This is a genomic window from Streptomyces sp. SAS_272 (genome assembly GCF_052543235.1).
Map to the genome: position 1 here is coordinate 23266 of NZ_JBMNDR010000030.1, position 17019 is coordinate 40284.

Annotated in this window: 13 protein-coding genes; 9 read left to right on the forward strand and 4 right to left on the reverse strand. The window is 72.7% G+C overall.

The genetic code is table 11. The features are described from left to right. Window positions 1–105 precede the first annotated feature (105 nt). Window positions 106–1713 carry a FadD3 family acyl-CoA ligase gene (locus ACN6LD_RS18625; protein WP_445043791.1) on the forward strand — a complete coding sequence of 536 codons (1608 nt, stop codon included), beginning with the start codon at window positions 106–108 and terminating at the stop codon, window positions 1711–1713. A gap of 106 nt (window positions 1714–1819) precedes the next feature. Here ACN6LD_RS18625 and ACN6LD_RS18630 read toward each other — a convergent pair whose 3' ends face one another. Beyond that, window positions 1820–2017, reverse strand: a complete 198-nt coding sequence (locus ACN6LD_RS18630; RefSeq protein ID WP_319190959.1) for a hypothetical protein — start codon at window positions 2015–2017, stop codon at window positions 1820–1822. A 756-nt stretch (window positions 2018–2773) separates the two neighbouring features. Next, window positions 2774–5758, reverse strand: a complete 2985-nt coding sequence (locus ACN6LD_RS18635) for a BTAD domain-containing putative transcriptional regulator (RefSeq protein WP_445043776.1) — start codon at window positions 5756–5758, stop codon at window positions 2774–2776. Window positions 5759–5970: 212 nt separating this feature from the next. Here ACN6LD_RS18635 and ACN6LD_RS18640 point away from each other — a divergent pair, with 212 nt between their 5' ends. The 3 genes from ACN6LD_RS18640 (at window position 5971) to ACN6LD_RS18650 (ending at window position 9027) form a co-directional block, all read left to right on the forward strand. After that, window positions 5971–7245, forward strand: coding sequence for an amidohydrolase family protein (locus tag ACN6LD_RS18640; protein ID WP_319190963.1), 1275 nt, complete (start codon window positions 5971–5973; stop codon window positions 7243–7245). Between the two features lie 44 nt (window positions 7246–7289). Next, a complete protein-coding gene (locus ACN6LD_RS18645; RefSeq protein WP_445043792.1) occupies window positions 7290–8210 on the forward strand; it encodes an LLM class F420-dependent oxidoreductase in 921 nt (306 codons plus the stop codon). Between the two features lie 88 nt (window positions 8211–8298). Beyond that, window positions 8299–9027: a response regulator transcription factor gene (locus ACN6LD_RS18650; RefSeq protein WP_445043777.1), complete on the forward strand. Its 729-nt coding sequence runs from the start codon at window positions 8299–8301 to the stop codon at window positions 9025–9027. A gap of 4 nt (window positions 9028–9031) precedes the next feature. Here ACN6LD_RS18650 and ACN6LD_RS18655 read toward each other — a convergent pair whose 3' ends face one another. Both ACN6LD_RS18655 and ACN6LD_RS18660 read right to left on the reverse strand, forming a co-directional pair. Beyond that, window positions 9032–9847 (reverse strand): hypothetical protein, encoded by an 816-nt coding sequence (locus ACN6LD_RS18655; protein WP_445043778.1) that lies wholly within the window; start codon window positions 9845–9847, stop codon window positions 9032–9034. 56 nt (window positions 9848–9903) lie between these two features. After that, entirely contained in the window at window positions 9904–10638 is a 735-nt protein-coding gene (locus ACN6LD_RS18660; RefSeq protein WP_319190967.1) for a hypothetical protein, read from the reverse strand. Window positions 10639–10859: 221 nt separating this feature from the next. Here ACN6LD_RS18660 and ACN6LD_RS18665 point away from each other — a divergent pair, with 221 nt between their 5' ends. From ACN6LD_RS18665 to ACN6LD_RS18685, 5 genes are all read left to right on the forward strand, one after another. Next, window positions 10860–11630, forward strand: a complete 771-nt coding sequence (locus ACN6LD_RS18665; RefSeq protein ID WP_319190969.1) for an SDR family NAD(P)-dependent oxidoreductase — start codon at window positions 10860–10862, stop codon at window positions 11628–11630. Window positions 11631–11776: 146 nt separating this feature from the next. Further along, the gene (locus ACN6LD_RS18670; protein WP_373430353.1) at window positions 11777–12895 is read left to right on the forward strand and encodes an LLM class flavin-dependent oxidoreductase; all 1119 of its coding nucleotides are present in this window, start codon (window positions 11777–11779) and stop codon (window positions 12893–12895) included. A 164-nt stretch (window positions 12896–13059) separates the two neighbouring features. Further along, complete coding sequence (locus ACN6LD_RS18675; RefSeq protein ID WP_319190971.1) at window positions 13060–14790, forward strand: N-acyl-D-amino-acid deacylase family protein; 1731 nt, start codon at window positions 13060–13062, stop codon at window positions 14788–14790. Continuing rightward, the gene (locus ACN6LD_RS18680; protein WP_445043779.1) at window positions 14787–16292 is read left to right on the forward strand and encodes an aldehyde dehydrogenase family protein; all 1506 of its coding nucleotides are present in this window, start codon (window positions 14787–14789) and stop codon (window positions 16290–16292) included. The genes ACN6LD_RS18675 and ACN6LD_RS18680 overlap by 4 nt, the downstream gene beginning before the upstream one ends. Window positions 16293–16542: 250 nt before the next feature. Continuing rightward, window positions 16543–17019: ALF repeat-containing protein (locus tag ACN6LD_RS18685; protein ID WP_445043780.1), on the forward strand; the 477-nt coding region annotated here is incomplete at its 3' end.

Here is a 17019-nt window from a genome sequence, read left to right on the forward strand (position 1 = left end):
CCTCCGCAATGCGAAATGGCGGCTGACAGGCCGTCAGGCTACAGCTAATCTGACGGGCAGTCAGCTAATGGCGGGGAGGCCGTGATGCTCGAGGACGCGGACGTGATGCGCGCAGACGTGGAGTGGGGCAGCATCCCGGGTCTGGTGCGCGCGGCGGCCGAGCGGTACGCCGACGCCGAGGCGGTGGTGGAGGGCCGCACCCGGATCGGCTACGCGGAGCTCGGCGCACGGATCGAGCGTGCGGCGGCGGCCTGCATGGCGAACGGGGTCGAGGCCGGGGACCGGGTCGGAATCTGGGCGCCGAACTCGCTGGACTGGATCGTCGCGGCGCTGGGCGCGGTGTCGGCGGGGGCCGTGCTGGTCCCGGTCAACACCCGCTTCAAGGGCGTCGAGGCGGCGGACGTGCTGCGCCGGAGCGGGGCGCGACTGCTGTTCGTGACGGGCGCCTTCCTCGGCACCTCGTACGTGGCGTCGCTGCGCCGGGCGGCGGGCGAGGGCGAGCCCACCGGGCCCGGCCCGCTGCCCGGCCTGCCCGCCCTGGAACAGGTCGTCGTCCTCTCCGACGACGCCCCGGCCGACTTCCGGGCCTGGAAGGACTTCCTGGCGAGCGGCGAGGCGGTCGGGCGGGCGCAGGTGCGGGAGCGGGCGGACGCGGTGCGCGGGGAGGATCCGTCGGACATCGTCTTCACCTCGGGCACGACGGGCCGCCCCAAGGGCGCGGTGATCACGCACGCGCAGACCTTGCGGGCGTACGGGATCTGGACAGACCTGGCCGGGCTGCGGCACGGCGACCGCTACCTGATCGTGAACCCCTTCTTCCACACCTTCGGCTACAAGGCCGGCGTGATCGCCAGCCTGATGCGGGGCGCGACGATGATCCCGCAGCCCGTGTTCGACGTGGACACGGTGCTGGCGAACGTGGCCGCGGAACGGGTGTCGGTGCTGCCCGGGCCGCCGACCCTGCACCAGTCGCTCCTGGACCACGCCTCCAGGGACAAGCACGACCTCTCGGCGCTGCGGCTGGTGGTGACGGGTGCGGCGGTGGTGCCGCTGCGGCTCGTCGAACGGCTGCGGGGCGAACTGGGCGTGGAGACGGTCCTCACCGCGTACGGCCTCTCGGAGGCGAGCGGCGTCGTCACGATGTGCCGCCGCGGCGACGACCCCACGGTGGTCGCCGCCACCTCGGGCCGTGCGATCCCGGGCACCGAGGTACGCGTGGACGCGGTGCCGGGGAAGCCCGGCGAGGTGCTGGTCCGGGGCTTCCACGTCATGCGCGGCTACTACGAGGACCCGGCGGCGACGGCTCGGACGCTGACCCCCGACGGCTGGCTGCGCACCGGAGACGTGGGCGTCCTGGACGCGGCGGGCAACCTGCGCATCACCGACCGGATCAAGGACATGTTCATCGTCGGCGGCTTCAACGCCTACCCGGCGGAGATCGAGCAACTCCTCGGCCTGCACCCGGACGTGGCCGACGTCGCCGTGATCGGCGTGCCCGACCCGCGCCTGGGCGAGGTGGGCCGGGCCTATGTCGTGCGGCGGCCGGGCGCGGTGTCCACGGCCGACGACCTGATCGCCTGGTCCCGGCGCGAGATGGCGAACTACAAGGTGCCGCGGACGGTGGAGTTCGTGAGCGCGCTCCCGCGCAACGCCGGCGGCAAGGTGCTGAAGGGCGAGCTGCGCGGGCTGGGCGGGCGTCACCCCGGGGAGTGAACGGGCACCTCTTCGCGCGGCCGCCGTCCGGCTGCGGACACGCCACGGCCGCGGCGGCTCCCCCTCCGCGCCGCCGCGGCCGATCCCCGTGCGGTGTGGCTCTGTGTCAGGCCTTCTCGTCGGTCGCGTGGAAGTCGGCCGGCTTGTTCAGCGGCTCGGTCGTGGCGTGGAAGTCCTTGGTGGTGATCTCCTCGCCGGCGGCCTCCGCGGCGGGCTTCGACTCGGCGACGACCGCCGGGGCCTCGGCCTTCTCGCTCGTCGCGTGGAAGTCGGCGGGCTTGACGGTGCCGGTGTTGTCGGCCATGAGGTGACTCCTAGGAACGTGAAGCAGGACGGAACGGATCGGGGCGGGACCCACCCGGCAGTTCCCCCGTGGATTGCCGGGCGGGTCCCGCAAGGCCGTTCACCCTAGGGGGTGTCCCGTGGCCTGATGCACAGGACCCCCGCCCACTGGCGCGGCCGTCGTACCGAGCCGTCTGCCCCCCGACGCGACGGTCCGGCGCAACTGACAGTGCCGGACGGCGATAAACAAACGATGAACGCGTTTCGGGACCGCCGGACGGACGCCCCCGGACCGCCGCACGAGCCCCCGGAACCATCGGACGAGGACGCCCCCCGCGAGCCATCGGCGAGGACGACCCCCGGGACCGCCGCGCGGCCACCCATGGACCCGCCGGGCGGACACCCAGGGGCCCGCCGGGCGGACACCCCGGCACCCGCCGGACGGGTACCCCGGGAGGGCCTGGGCGGGCGCCCAGGGACCCGCCGGACGGGGACCCCGGGAGGGCCTGGTCGGGCACCCCGGGCCCGCCGGGCGGACACCCAGGGACCCGCCGGGCGGACACCCCGGCACCCGCCGGACAGGGACCCCGGGAGGGCATGGGCGGGCGCCCCCGAGTCGGCCTGAAAAGGCGCCCCCGAGTCGGCCTGAAAAGGCGCCCCCGAGTCGGCATGGACAGGCTCCCCCGAGGCGGTCGGCGGCCGCCCCGGGTCGGCCGGGACAGGCGCCCCGAGGGGGCCGGACCCGTCACCGCCGGCCCCGGCGCCGCCCCGTGGTCCGTCACCCCACCGGCGCCGAGGCCAGCAGTGCACGGACGTCCGCCGCCTCCGGGGACCTCAGCGTCTCGAACACCGACAGCGCCTCCTGCCAGCACACCCTCGCCCGGTCGAGCTGGCCGACGCCGTGCAGGCCGCGGCCGAGGGCCGTGAGGACGTTGGCGCGCCGCCAGTCCCCGCCGATGCCGTGCAGGACGGCGAGGGCCTGTTCGGCACAGGCCGCGGCGCGGGCCGGGCCGTGGTCGGCGAGATGCAGCTCGGCGAGCCGGAACAGGGTCATGCCGTGCCACAGTTGCTGCCGGGCGTCCTGGAACATGCCGAGCGCGTCGGTGAGCGCGCGAAGCGCCGGCGTGATCTCGCCGGCGCTGGTCAGGGCCAGCCCCAGCGCGTACTTCCCGTTCGCCAGGCGCAGCGCCATGCCGGTGTCGTCGCGCTCGTAGATGGTGACGCCCTGCCGGGCCAGGGACACGGCGCTCTCGGTGCGGCCGGTCGCCAGGTGGACCCGGGACAGGTTGCACAGGGCGCTGGCCTCGCCCGGGGTGTTCCGGTCGGCCCGGAAGGCGGCCAGCGCCTTCGTGAGGTGCTCCTCGGCCTCGTCGTGCCGCCCGTTGTAGAGGGCGATGATGCCCTGCTGGTTGGGCGCCTGGGCGCAGACCACGGGGTCCTGGGCGGCGAGTCCCAGCGTCAGCGCCGCGCCCGCCTCGCGGTCCGACTCCGCGAACTGGCCTGACACGCCCAGGATATGACTGTGCATCAGGCGTGCCCGGCCCTCCGCGTAGGGGTCCCGGGTCCGCTGGGCGGCCGCGACCACCGCGGTGGCGGCCAGCACGTACTGGCGCGAGCTGATCCCCGACTCCCCGAGATCGACGGCCGCGAGGAGCAGGTCGGCCGCCCGGCGCAGCATGCCCGCCGTCCCGGCCTGCTGCACCGCCGCGAGCAGTCCGCTCGCCTCGGTGAACAGCCAGTCCAGCGCCTGGCCCCGGTCGGCGAAGGACAGCCCCGGGTAGCTGCCGCGGCTCAGGTGCTCCAGCACCCGCTCCCCGGGCCGCTCGATCGCGTAGACCCCGGTCGCGGTGGCCAGATAGAAGTCCAGCAGCCGCGACATCGCCACCTCTCGCTCACCGGCCGCCTGCTCGTCCCGTTCCGCGCACGCCCGGGCGTACAGCCGCACCAGATCGTGGTACCGGTAGCGGCCGGGCGCCGCCGACTCCAGCAGGGAGGTGTCCACCAGGGACTCCAGGAGGTCCTCGGCCTCCTCCGGCGGCAGGTCCAGGACCGCCGCGGCCGCCCGCAGGGAGATGTCCGGACCGTCCGCGAGGCCCAGCAGGCGGAACGCGCGGGCCTGGGCCGGCTCCAGCGCCCCGTAGCCCAGCTCGAACGTCGCCTTCACCGCGAGGTCGCCCGCCTGGAGCTCGTCCAGCCGCCGCCGCTCGTCGGCCAGCTTGGCGGCGAGCACCGAGACCGTCCAGGTGCGCCGGGACGCCAGCCGGGAGGCGGCGATGCGGATCGCCAGCGGCAGGAAGCCGCAGGCCGCGACCACGTCCAGGGCCGCCTTCCGCTCCGACGCCACCCGCTCCTCGCCCACGATCCGGGTGAACAGGGACAGCGCCTCGTCCGGGGACATCACGTCCAGGTCGACCAGGTGGGCGCCGGCCAGGTCCACCATCCGCACCCGCGAGGTGACCAGCGCCGCGCAGCCCTCCGTGCCCGGCAGCAGGGGGCGCACCTGGGCGGCGTCCCGCGCGTTGTCGAGCAGTACCAGGATGCGACGCCCGTCCAGGAGCGAGCGGTACAGCGCCGCCCGTTCCTCCAGGGAGTCCGGGATCGCCGACTCCGCGGCGCCCAGGGCGCGCAGGAAGGCGCCGAGAACGGTCTCCGGCTCCGCCGCCCGCGCCCCGGCGCCCTGCAGGTCGACGTACAGCTGCCCGTCGGGGAAGACCGGGCGGGCCCGGTGCGCCACGTGGACCGCGAGGGTCGTCTTGCCCACGCCCCCGATGCCCGCCAGCGCCGACACGGCCATCACCCCGCCGGCGCCGCCGCCCCCGGCCGCCGCCAGCACCTCGCTCAGCTCGGCCACGAAGGCCGCCCGGCCGGTGAAGTCCGGCACGGTCGCCGGGAGTTGCGCCGGACGCACTCGCACCACCGCCGGTTCCGCAGCGGGCGCCGACGGTTCCGCCAGCTCCGGGTCGGCCTGGAGGATGCGGCGTTGCAACTCCCGCAGCCCCGCCCGCGGGTCCACGCCCAGCTCCTCGGCCAGCAGCCGCCGGGTGTCCGCGTACACCGCCAGCGCCTCCGCCTGCCGGCCGCTGCGGTAGAGCGCCAGCATCAGCAGTTCGCGCAGCCGCTCGCGCAACGGGTAGGCAGCCGTCAGCGCGGTCAGCTCCGACACGGCGTCCGCGTGGCAGCCCTGCTCCAGGTCCATGTCCAGCCGGGATTCCAGCAGCCCCAGCCGCCATTCCTCCAGGCGGACGCGCTGCGCCTCCGCGTAGGGTCCCGGGACGCCGGCCAGCGCCTCGCCGTCCCACAGGCCGAGCGCCCGGTTCAGCGTCTGCCGGGCCCGGCCCAGGTCGCCGGCCGCCCTCGCCTTGTCCGCCTCCGCCGCGAACTCCTGCGCCACCGCCAGGTCCAGGGCGCCCTCGCCCAGCCCGCGCACGGCGTATCCGCCGGACTCGGTGACCAGGACGCCCGGGTCCAGCGCCTTGCGCAGCCGGGAGGCGTACGTCCGCACCGCCGCCAGCGCCTGCGAGGGCGGGTCATCGCCCCACAGCGCGTCGATCAGCTCGCCGGCCGTCGCGGTACGGCCCTCGCGCAGCAACAGAGCGGCCAGCAGGGCGCGTTGCTGGGGACTGCCGGTGGTCAGCTTTTGCTCGCCGCGGCGGGCGCGCACCGGGCCGAGCACATCGAAGCGCAGCGCGGCCGGCTCCCCGGCCGCGCCGGAGCGCCTCTGCTGCGGCACACGCGGGCCGCCGTGCTCTGCGCGGTCGTCCATCAGGGCTCCCCTTAGGCATCCGAAGTACCGAGGCCCAGTTTGCCCTGTCCATGCCGGAACCGTCAGTCGCGCGAGACGCCGATCACAGTGCGGCGCGACGGGAGTCCACCGGCCCGGCACGGTCTTCGCGCACACATCCGGCCACCGTCGGCGGGCAGGCGGCGGCCGCACGCCAGCTGACGCACCGTCAGATCGGCGCTACCGTGCCTTCCATGGACACCTCATCCGCCGCCTCGCCGGCCGCCACGTCCGCGTCCTCGCCCGCCGCCACGCCGCTTCCGCCGATCATCTCCGTCGACGACCACACCGTGGAGCCGAGCACCGTCTGGCAGGACCGCCTGCCGAAGAGGTACCTCGACACCGGACCCCGCGTCGTCCGGGCCCCGCTGAAGGAGATGACCTTCCTGGGCGGCCGCTTCAAGCCCGTCATGGGCGAGCCCGGCGACGACGGCCCGATCGGCGACTGGTGGGTCTACGAGGACCTGCACCGCCCGCTCACCCGCCTGGACACCGCCGTCGGCTTCAGCCGGGACGAGATCAAGCTGGAGGTCATCACCTACGAGCAGATGCGCCCCGGCTCGTACGACGTCCCCTCCCGGCTCGCCGACATGGACGTCAACCACGTCCAGTCCGCCCTCTGCTTCCCCACCTTCCCGCGCTTTTGCGGACAGACGTTCACCGAGGCCGCCGACCGTGAGCTGGGCCTGCTGTGCGTGCGCGCCTACAACGACTGGACGGTGGAGGAGTGGTGCGGCCCGCAGGCCGGGGGGCGGCTGATCCCGCTCACCCTCGTCCCGCTGTGGGACGCCGAGCTGGCGGCCGCGGAGGTCCGTCGCAACGCGGCCCGCGGGGTGCGCGCGGTCGCCTTCTCCGAGATACCCCCGCACCTCGGCCTGCCCTCCGTGCACACCGACTACTGGGACCCCTTCCTCGCCGCCTGCGACGAGACCGGCACGGTCGTCGCCATGCACATCGGCTCCAGCAGCCGTATGCCGTCCACGTCCGAGGACGCGCCGCCCGCCGTCGGCTCCACCATCACCTTCGCCAACTGCTGCTTCTCGATGGTCGACTGGCTGATGAGCGGCAAGTTCGAGCGCTTCCCGAACCTGAAGGTGATGTACGCGGAGGGCCAGATCGGCTGGATCCCCTACATCCTGGAGCGCGCCGACGTGGTGTGGGAGGAGAACCGCGGCTGGGGCGGTGTCGCGGACAAGGTCCACCGGCCGCCGTCCGAGCTGTTCGCCGACCACGTCTTCGGCTGCTTCTTCGACGACGCCTTCGGGCTGCGCAACCTCGACTCCGTCGGCGCCGGGAACGTCCTCTACGAGACCGACTACCCGCACTCCGACTCCACCTGGCCCAAGTCGCGGGAGGTCGGCGAGGCGCAGATGGGACACCTGGCCCCGGACGTGGTGGAGCGGATCGTGCGGGGCAACGCGATCAAGCTGCTGGGGCTGACCGAGGACGGCCTGTGGAGCCCCCGGTGAGCCCCGCGTACGGCATCCAGCTCCCGGTCCAGTCCCAGTCGACGATGTTCGCCGAACCGTGGGAGGCCGACGCCGGCCCCGCCGACCTCGTCGAGATCGCCCGGGCCGCCGACCGCTCCGGCTTCGCCTACGTCGCCGCCTGCGACCACGTGGCGATCCCGCGCCGGCTGGCCGAGGCCATGAGCACGGTCTGGTACGACCCCGTGGCCACCCTCGCCCACCTCGCGGCCGTGACGACCCGCGTCCGGCTGCTCAGCCACGTCGCCGTCGTCGGTCTGCGCCACCCCCTCGTCACGGCCAAGCAGTACGCGACCCTCGACCACCTCAGCGGAGGCCGGCTGGTCCTCGGGGTCGGCGCGGGGCACGTGCGGGAGGAGTTCGAGGCGCTGGGCGCCGACTTCGAGCGGCGCGGCACGGTCCTGGACGAGACGATCGACGCCCTGCGCGCCGCCCTCGGGCCGGACGAGTTCCCCTCCCACCACGGGAAGGCGTACGACTTCGAGGGGCTCGGGCAGCGGCCCCGTCCCGCCCAGGCCCGTGTCCCCGTGTGGGTCGGCGGCTCCTCCCCGGCCGCCGTGCGCCGCGCCGCGCTCAAGGGCGACGGCTGGCTGCCCCAGGGCGACCCGAGGGACCGGCTCCCGGCGCAGATCGAGCGGATCGGGCGGCTGCGCGCCGAGGCCGGCGTCGAGGGGCCGTTCACCGTCGGCGCCATCACCGAGCCCCTGTACGTCGGCACGCCTTCCTGGAACGTCGGCCGCCGCACCCTCACCGGGCCTCCGCAGGCCCTCGCCGCGTCGCTGCGCGCCTACCCGGCGATGGGCGTCGACCAGATCCAGGTCCGGTTCCGCTGCCGCGACCGCTCCGAACTCGTCGACCAGATCACCGCGTTCGGCTCGGAGGTCGCGCCGCTGCTGGGAGCGGAGGGCGACCCGCTTCCGGCGAACCGGTCGGGAGCACCTGTCTGACAGCGTTCTTGAACTTTTGAACATGGGTTCGCCGCGCCGCGTATGTACGAACGCAGAACGTGGCGGCTTCGGCGGAAGGACCCGACAAGTGCGACCTCCCGAGCGCCTTTCCCGGCCCCTCCGTGTCGCTCTCGTCTGCGCGCGGGGCGACCGGCCGCCGGGAGACCGGCCCACCGAGGACCGGCCCACCGAGGACGGGCCCTACGAGGACCGGTCGTACGACGACTGGCCCTACGACGACTGGCCTGCCCCGGACGACCCGTACGTGGGCCGGGTCGTCCGGTTGTCGCCGCCCTTCCGTGTCCCGGCGGACGCGGACGCGGTGGTCCTGCGCTGTGAGGACCCGGTGGTCCTGCTCGGGGAGCTGCGGGACGCCGGCGTCCCGGTGATCGTCGTCAGCCCGCGCCGGGACACCGACACGGTGGTCGAGGTGTTCCGGAGCGGCGCGGGCTATGTCGTCGAGGACGACTGCTGCGCCTACCTGCTGTCCTCCGCCGTGATGGCGGCGGCCGCCGGGCACGCCTTCCTCTCGCACTCCGCGTGCGACGCGCTGCGGGAGGGAGCCCGGCGCATGCCCATGGCCGATGACGCCGTCGAGCGGCGGCGCAGGCTGCTCTCGCCGCGCGAGCGGCAGGTCATGGAGCTGTTGTCGACCGGGCTGGGCGCGCAGGAGATCGGGCGGCGGTTACGGCTGAGCGAGAAGACCGTCCGCAACAACCTCAGCAACATCTACGCCAAGCTCGACGCCCGCGGCGGCACGGACGCGGTCCTGCGGTGGCTGGGAGCCCCACCGGCCGCGCCCGTGCTTCGCGAATGAAAAGCTATGAGGGCGATATCTCTGTCAGCGGTATTTCCACATCGGAGACGTTCCCGCCGCCCTGATCGAATCCGGGCTCGGCCCTGAGGCTGTTCTGCGATTTCTGGATTCCGTTGGCCTCGGGTGTCCCACACTTGACGTTGCGCAGCCAGAGCCGGCCGTCGGGCGTGCCGTTCTTCAGAATCTGTGGATAGAAGACGTGCACTGTCGCGGCGCCCTCGCTCGGCGCGAAGAACACCTTCTGGCCGTCCTGTTCCTTCTTGTAGGTGGCCCGGAGGAAGCCGCTCACGTCGGTGCGCTTGGCGGACCACATGAAGAAGCCGATGCTGTCCGGCTGGACGGTGTCGGAACGGCTGAACGCGAGGCCGGTCGTCTTGTCGTCACGGGTGATGTTGAATTCGGTGCTGCTGAACTTGCCGCCGATCTCGAAGAGCGAGCTGCCGAGCTTGGTGTCGGCGTTGGCGGTGAATCCGTCCTCCAGTTGGACGGTCCGGGTGACGGACGTGCTCACGGCGAAGCTGTTCGTGGCGGCGGTCGTCGCGCCGCAGTTCTCGGTCACCGGCGAGACGCGCTGATTCGGTCCGAGGCTGTTCTGTTTGAACTGGACGTCGACGAACTGGCAGTTCTCCAGTTCGGCCGAGTCCGCCGCGCAGTCCGCGGTCACCTGGGAAGGCGTCGCGGCGCCCGCCCGGCTCATCACGGGGATGATCACCGCGAGGGCCGCCACGGGGGCGAGCGCGAGGGTGACGCGCTTCTTCCGGCCGCGGTGGCTTCTGGCGCGGCGGGTCGGGGCGGTGGGGGCGGGGGTGGGGGCGGTCATGGCTTCTCCTGAGGGTGACATACGTGTAGACCTGGTATTTCACGGGTTTCTGCGGGTCAGCAGTCCTCCAGGACCGCCTTGGACACACCGTCCACGACGCCCGGCGCTCCCGCCGCGCCCGGCAGGATCACGGGACCCTCGACGACGTCCGGCGCCGCGAAGTTCTCCTCGGGGGAGGGGTTCACGGCGAAGCTTCCCTCGCTGGCGTCCTTTCGGACCCGCCATTCGCCGGTCATGCGCTGCAGCTTCGGCGTGAACTCCATGTGGAGCACCTTGCCGACCGGCACCTCCCGCTGTTCCGTGGCGCCGGCCGTGGCCGACTTCACGGTCATCTCCAGGGTGCCCTTGTGCTTGAGCCAGGATCCGCTGAGGAATCCGAAGAGACCGCCGCCGCCGCCCTGCTGGGTCGCCTTGTAGGTGCCCTCGCCCTGGGCCGCCGAGGCCGTCCAGGTGACGGACACCTTCGCCGGGTCGGTGGCGTTCGGCTCGCAGTTCGGGAAGTCGACGGACGCCTTTTCGGTGGGGCCGTCGAAGGTCTCGAAATTCGTCTCGACGTAGTCGCAGTTGTCGGCTTCGAATCCGTCCGCGAAGGCGCCGTTGAAGTCCCGCACCGACCGCTGCTTGCCGTTGACGACCTTGGACCGCTCGCACATCCGCATGATCTGGTCCGGCGTCTTCGCGTCCGCCGCGTTGGCCGACGGGAGCAGGGTGATGACGGCTCCGCCGGTGGCGAGCGCCGCCCCGATCGCCACGTACCGGACTCGTTTGTTCTTCAGTCTCCTCTTGGCCATACCGTGTCTCCGTCCTTGGGGGTCGCTTTGCCTTTCCGTGGAGGAGTATTGGGGATTTCCCCACCCTGTGGACAGAGTCAAATGTCCCTACCCGCAAGTCACATGATGTGTGCTTGTGCAATCTCTGGCAGTCGCCGACCCTGCGGGCCGCATACCTGACGCTGCGTCAGTTCCGGCGGTACGATGCTGAGCTCCAGTGATGCGATGCGAAGGGGTTCGGCATGGGCAAGCTCGACGGACGCGTCGTCCTCGTGACCGGCGGCGCGCGCGGCCAGGGGGAGCAGGAGGCCCGGTTGTTCCGGGCGGAGGGGGCCGAGGTGGTCGTCGCCGACGTCCTCCAGGAGCAGGGCCGGGCGCTCGCCGAGGAGATCGGCGCCCTGTACGTCCCGCTCGACGTCGGCAGCGAGGAGGCCTGGCAGTCGGCGGTGCGTGCCGCGCAGCAGGCGTACGGGCGCATCGACGGCCTGGTCAACAACGCCGGCATCCTGCGCTTCAACGCGCTCACCGACACCCCTCTCGACGAGTTCATGCAGGTCGTGAAGGTCAACCAGGTCGGCTGCTTCCTGGGCGTCAAGACGGTCGCACCGGTGATGTCCGACGGGGGCACGATCGTCAACACGGCCTCGTACACCGCGGTGACCGGGATGGCGGCGGTGGGCGCGTACGCGGCGACCAAGCACGCGATCCTCGGGCTCACCCGGGTCGCCGCGCTGGAGCTCGCGCCGCGCGGCATCCGGGTCAACGCCGTGTGCCCGGGCGCCGTGGACACCGCGATGTCCAACCCTTCGCTGCTGGACCCGGACGCCGACCGGGAGGAGAGCGCGAAGGCCATCGACGGGCTCTACCGCAAGCTCGTCCCGCTGGGCCGGATCGGCCGCCCGGAGGAGGTGGCCCGCCTCGCGCTGTTCCTCACCTCGGAGGACTCCTCCTACATCACCGGGCAGCCGTTCGTGATCGACGGGGGATGGCTCGCGGGCGTCTCCATCATCTGACTGTACGTCAGCTATTGACCCTCCCGGCGGGTGGTGCGACAGTCGGGCAATCGATCTGACGGCCCGTCAGAAGCAGTGACGTCCGAGGCGGAAGCCCGTCAGAAGCAGAAATCCGTGGACTTCAGAACCGGGGACGGTGAACCTCCTTGGAATTCGGGCTCTTTGTACAGGGATACGTGGGCAAGCGCGCCGAGACCGATCCGCTCGCCGAGCACAAGGCGCTGATGGAGGAGACCGAGTACGTCATCCAGGCGGACAGGTCCGGGTTCAAGTACGCCTGGGCGTCCGAGCACCACTTCCTGGAGGAGTACTCGCACCTCTCCGCCAACGACGTCTTCCTCGGCTACCTCGCCCACGCGACCGACCGCATCCACCTCGGCTCGGGCATCTTCAACCCGCTGGCCCAGGTCAACCACCCGGTGAAGGTCGCCGAGAAGGTCGCCATGCTCGACCACCTCACCGGCAACCGGTTCGAGTTCGGCTCCGGCCGCGGCGCCGGCTCCCACGAGATCCTCGGCTTCCTCCCCGGCATCACCGACATGAACCACACGAAGGAGATCTGGGAGGAGACCGTCGCCGAGTTCCCCAAGATGTGGCTCCAGGACGAGTACGAGGGCTTCCAGGGCAAGCACTGGCAGCTCCCGCCGCGCAAGATCCTGCCGAAGCCGTACGGGAAGTCGCACCCGGCGATGTGGTACGCGGCGGGGTCGCCGCCCTCGTACGCGATGGCCGCCCGCAAGGGCCTCGGCGTGCTGGGCTTCAGCATCCAGAAGGTCTCCGACATGGAGTGGGTGCTCGAGCAGTACAAGACGGCCGTCGTGAACGCCGAGCCCATCGGGGACTTCGTCAACGACAACGTGATGGTGACGACGACGGCGATCTGCGCGCCCACCCACGACGAGGCGATCCGGATCGCCGTCGAGGGCGAACTGCACTACCTGCCCTCGCTGGTGTTCCGCTACCACGACACCTTCCCGCGGCCCGAGGGCTTCCCGGTCTGGCCGGAGACCCTTCCCGAGTACAACGCCGAGTTCGTCGAACTGCTCATCGAGGAGGAGCTGCTGATCTGCGGCGACCCCGACGAAGTGACGCGGCAGTGCAAGCGGTGGGAACAGGCGGGCGCCGACCAGCTGTCCTTCGGGCTGCCGGTGGGGGTGCCGAAGGAGGAGACGCTGCAGACGATCCGGCTGATCGGGGAGCATGTGATCCCGAAGATCGACACGGATCCCGTGCACCGCACCACCCGGTTCCGGCAGGGCGCGTAGCCGCCGTCGCGGACCGGCAGGGCGCGTACGCGCCGTGGGCGTGCGGGCCGTTCGGCGGCTGCGGATCCGTCGTGGCCGGTCGCGCCCACGCGGCGGAGCCGCACACCGACACAGCCCGCGCCCCCTCGGGGCGCCACCGCATCGGAGTTTGAGGAGGGGCCCTCGTGCTCGATCACGTCATCACAGGGGCGACCGTCGTGGACGGGACCGGTGCGCCCGCCTTCACGGCCGACGTCGGCATCCGGGACGGGCGGATCGCCGTGGTCGGCACGGTCACCGAGGATTCTCGTACCGCCGAGGACGCCGCCGGCCTGGTCCTCGCGCCCGGGTTCGTCGATCCGCACACGCACTACGACGCCCAGCTGTTCTGGGACCCGTACGCCACCCCGTCCCTGAACCACGGGGTGACCACGGTCGCGGCCGGTAACTGCGGCTTCACGCTCGCGCCGCTCCACCCGGACCGCCCCGAGGACGCCGACTACACCCGCCGCATGATGTCCAAGGTGGAGGGCATGTCGCTGGTCGCCCTCGAGGAGGGCGCGCCCTGGAGCTGGAGCGGCTTCGGGGAGTACCTGGACGCCCTGGAGGGGCGGATCGCCGTCAACGCCGGCTTCATGGTGGGGCACTGCGCGCTGCGCCGGTACGTGATGGGCCCGGACGCGGTGGGCGGGCAGCCCAGCGAGGAGCAACTGCGGCAGATCGTCCAGCTGTTGCACGAAGCCATGGACGCGGGCGCCTGGGGGTTCTCCACCACCCAGTCCTCGACCCATTCCGACGGGGACGGGCAGCCCGTCGCCTCCCGCCACGCCCGGCCGGAGGAGCTGCTGGCGATGTCCCGGGCGGTGGGCGAGCACGAGGGCACGCAGATCGAGGCGATCGTGGCGGGCTGCCTCGACCAGTTCAGCGACGCCGAGATCGATCTCTTCGCGGAGATGAGCGCCGCCGCCGGACGCCCCCTGAACTGGAACGTCCTCACCGTCGACGCGGCCGTGCCGGAACGGGTGCCCCGGCAGCTCATGGCGAGCGAACGGGCGCGCAAGGCGGGCGGCAGGGTCGTGGCGCTGACCATGCCGATCCTCACGCCGATGAACATGTCCCTGGGCACGTTCTGCGCGCTGAACCTGATCCCGGGCTGGGGGCCGGTCCTCGCCCTGCCGGTCCCGCAGCGCATCGAACGGCTGCGCGACCCGGCCGTCAGGGCCGAGATGCTGCGGCGGGCGGACTCGAAGGAGGCGGGCGTCTTCCGCCGGCTGACCGACTTCGGGCGTTACGTCATCGGCGACACCTACAGCGCGGCCAACGCGGGCCTCACCGGCCGGGTGGTACGGGACGTGGCCGCCGAACGCGGTCTGGACCCCTTCGCGTGCCTGGTCGAGATCTGCGCCGCCGACGCGCTGCGCACCGTCCTGTGGCCGATGCCGACGGACAACGACCCCGCCTCGTGGGCCCTGCGGGCGGAGACCTGGAACCACGAGGACGTCCTGCTGGGCGGGTCCGACGCGGGCGCGCACCTGGACCGCATGTGCGGGGCGCCCTACACCACCCGCTTCCTCGGCGACTGTCTGCGCGGCCGGAAGCTGGCCGGACTGGAGCAGGCGGTGAAGATGCTGACGGACGACCCGGCGAGGCTGTTCGGGCTGCGGGAACGGGGCCGTGTCCAGGAGGGCTTCCATGCCGACCTCGTCCTGTTCGACCCGGAGCGGATCGACGCGGGAAAGGCGACCCTGGTGCACGACCTGCCGGGTGACAGTCCGCGGCTGGACTCCAAGGCCCTCGGGGTGCGCGCGGTGTGGGTGAACGGCGTGGCCGCCATCCGCGACGACGTGGTGACGGGCGCCGTGCCCGGACGGGTGCTGCGCTCGGGGCGGGACACCAGGACGGTGAGCACGAGGTGAGCGGCGCGCAGAGACCGGTCGCCGACGCAGCGCAGCGACTGTTCGTCGGCGGGGACTGGGTCGAGCCCGACGGCGGGCACTACGAGGTCGTCGACCCGGCGACCGAGGGGACCGTCGGCCGGGCGCCGGAGGCCTCGCCCGATCAGGTGCGCGAGGCCTGCGCGGCGGCCCGCGAGGCCCTCGGCCCGTGGTCGCGCACCCCGCCCGAGGAGCGGGCGGCCGTGCTGGCCCGGGCGGCCGACCTCATCCGGGCCCGGCTGCTGCCGTACGCCGGACTCGCGCAGGCGGAGTCGGGCGCCACCACCGGGACGGCGCGCGCGATGCAGGTCGGGGTGGCCGCGGCCCGCTTCCGCCGGTACGCGCGTATGGAGCCCGCCGAGTGGCCGATCCCCCCGCAGATCAACGAGGCCGGCGGGGGCGCCTCCCACGCCCTTCAGGCGGTGGGGGCGGGGAAGGCGAGCGTGATGGGCGCGCTCGCCGTGCGCCAGCCGGTCGGCGTCGTCGCCTGCGTCACCTCGTACAACAACCCGTGGGCGAACCCGGCGGGGAAGGTCGCGCCCGCCCTGGCCATGGGCAACACGGTGGTCGTGAAGCCGGCCCCGCAGGACCCCCTGTCCGTCTACCGGATGGCGGAGGCGCTGGAGGAGGCGGGCGTCCCGCGCGGCGTGGTCAACGTCGTCTCCGGACGCGCGGTCGCGGTCGGCGAGACGGCGGTGTCCTCGCCGGACGTCGACATGGTGAGCTTCACCGGCTCGACGGCCGTCGGACAGCGCATCGCCGAGGTGTGCGGCAGGGACATGCGGCGTCAGCTGATGGAGCTGGGCGGGAAGGGCGCCGCGGTCGTTTTCGACGACGCTGATCTCGCGTCGGCGGTGGCCGGCATCGGCACCACGTTCTCCTTCTACAGCGGCCAGATCTGCACGGCTCCGACGCGGGTGTTGGCGCAGCGTGGGGTGTACGACCGACTGGTGGAGCAACTCGCGCTCTACGCCGGCCGGTTGAAGGTCGGCGACCCGAGGGAGGCGGACACGGTGGTCGGCCCGGTGATCTCGGCCGCGCACCGGGACCGGGTGGAGTCCTACGTCGAACTGGGGCGCAAGGAGGGCGCGGTGGTCGTCGCGGGCGGCGAACGCCCGGCGCCGGAACGCGGCTTCTACGTCGCCCCGACCGTCCTCGCCGACTGCACGAACGACATGCGGGCGGTGCGGGAGGAGATCTTCGGTCCCGTCGTGACGGTCGTGCCCTTCGACGACGAGGAGGAGGGCGTCGCCCTCGCCAACGACAGCGACTACGGCCTCATCGACTACGTCTGGTCGGCGGACGTGGGCCGCGCCTTCCGCGTGGCCCGCCGGCTGCGGGCGGGCGGCGTCGGCGTCAACACCGTGGGCCGCAACATGGAGGCCCCGTTCGGCGGGTTCAAGAAGAGCGGCGTGGGCCGCGACGTCGGCTCGTACGCGCTGCACGCCTACAGCGAGGTGCAGGCCATCGTCTGGCCGGGCTGAGCCCCGGCCGGTCGTCCCTCGGCTCCCCGTCGGCCGGGCCCGCCGCTTCGCGCGCGTCGGCGCCGGCCGATGGGCGTCGCGGGCAACCTCGCTGCGGTCAAAGGGAGTTGAGAATCCCTCCGCGCAGTTCGATGATGTGCGAACACGGCATCGAAAGCCGACGGGGACTGCCGGTTTCCGGCAGTGCATCACGTGGCGCACGAGGGCGAGGATCCTCGCAGCGACCGCCACATCACGGAGGAACACGACTATGCGACAGCACCGCGTTGCCCTGCTCGTCACGGCCACCGCCCTGGCCCCTGCCCTGCTCCTCGCCACCCCGGCGTTCGCCGGGGCGGCGACGACGGTGAACGCGGCGACGACGGCGACCGCGACGACCGCCGGGGCGGCGACGGACACGCCCGTGGACGACATGTCGTTGGACGACCTCCGCGTCGCGGTCGCGCGCATCCTCGGGGACAAGACCTCCGGCAAGGCGGTCGTCCGGGAGGCCGGAAAGGCTCTGGACGCCGGTACCGCGGACGCCCTGCGCACGTTCCTGAAGTCCGGCTTCCGCCTCGCCCGGGCCGAGGACGACAGTGTCGCGATCGCGCGCATCCTGGCGGACAAGACCTCCGGCAAGGCGGTCGTCCGGGAGGCCGGGAGGGCTCTGGACGCGGGTACGCCGGAGGCCCTGCGCGCGTTCCTGGAGACCGGGTACCGGCTGGCGCGGGCCGAGGACGACCGG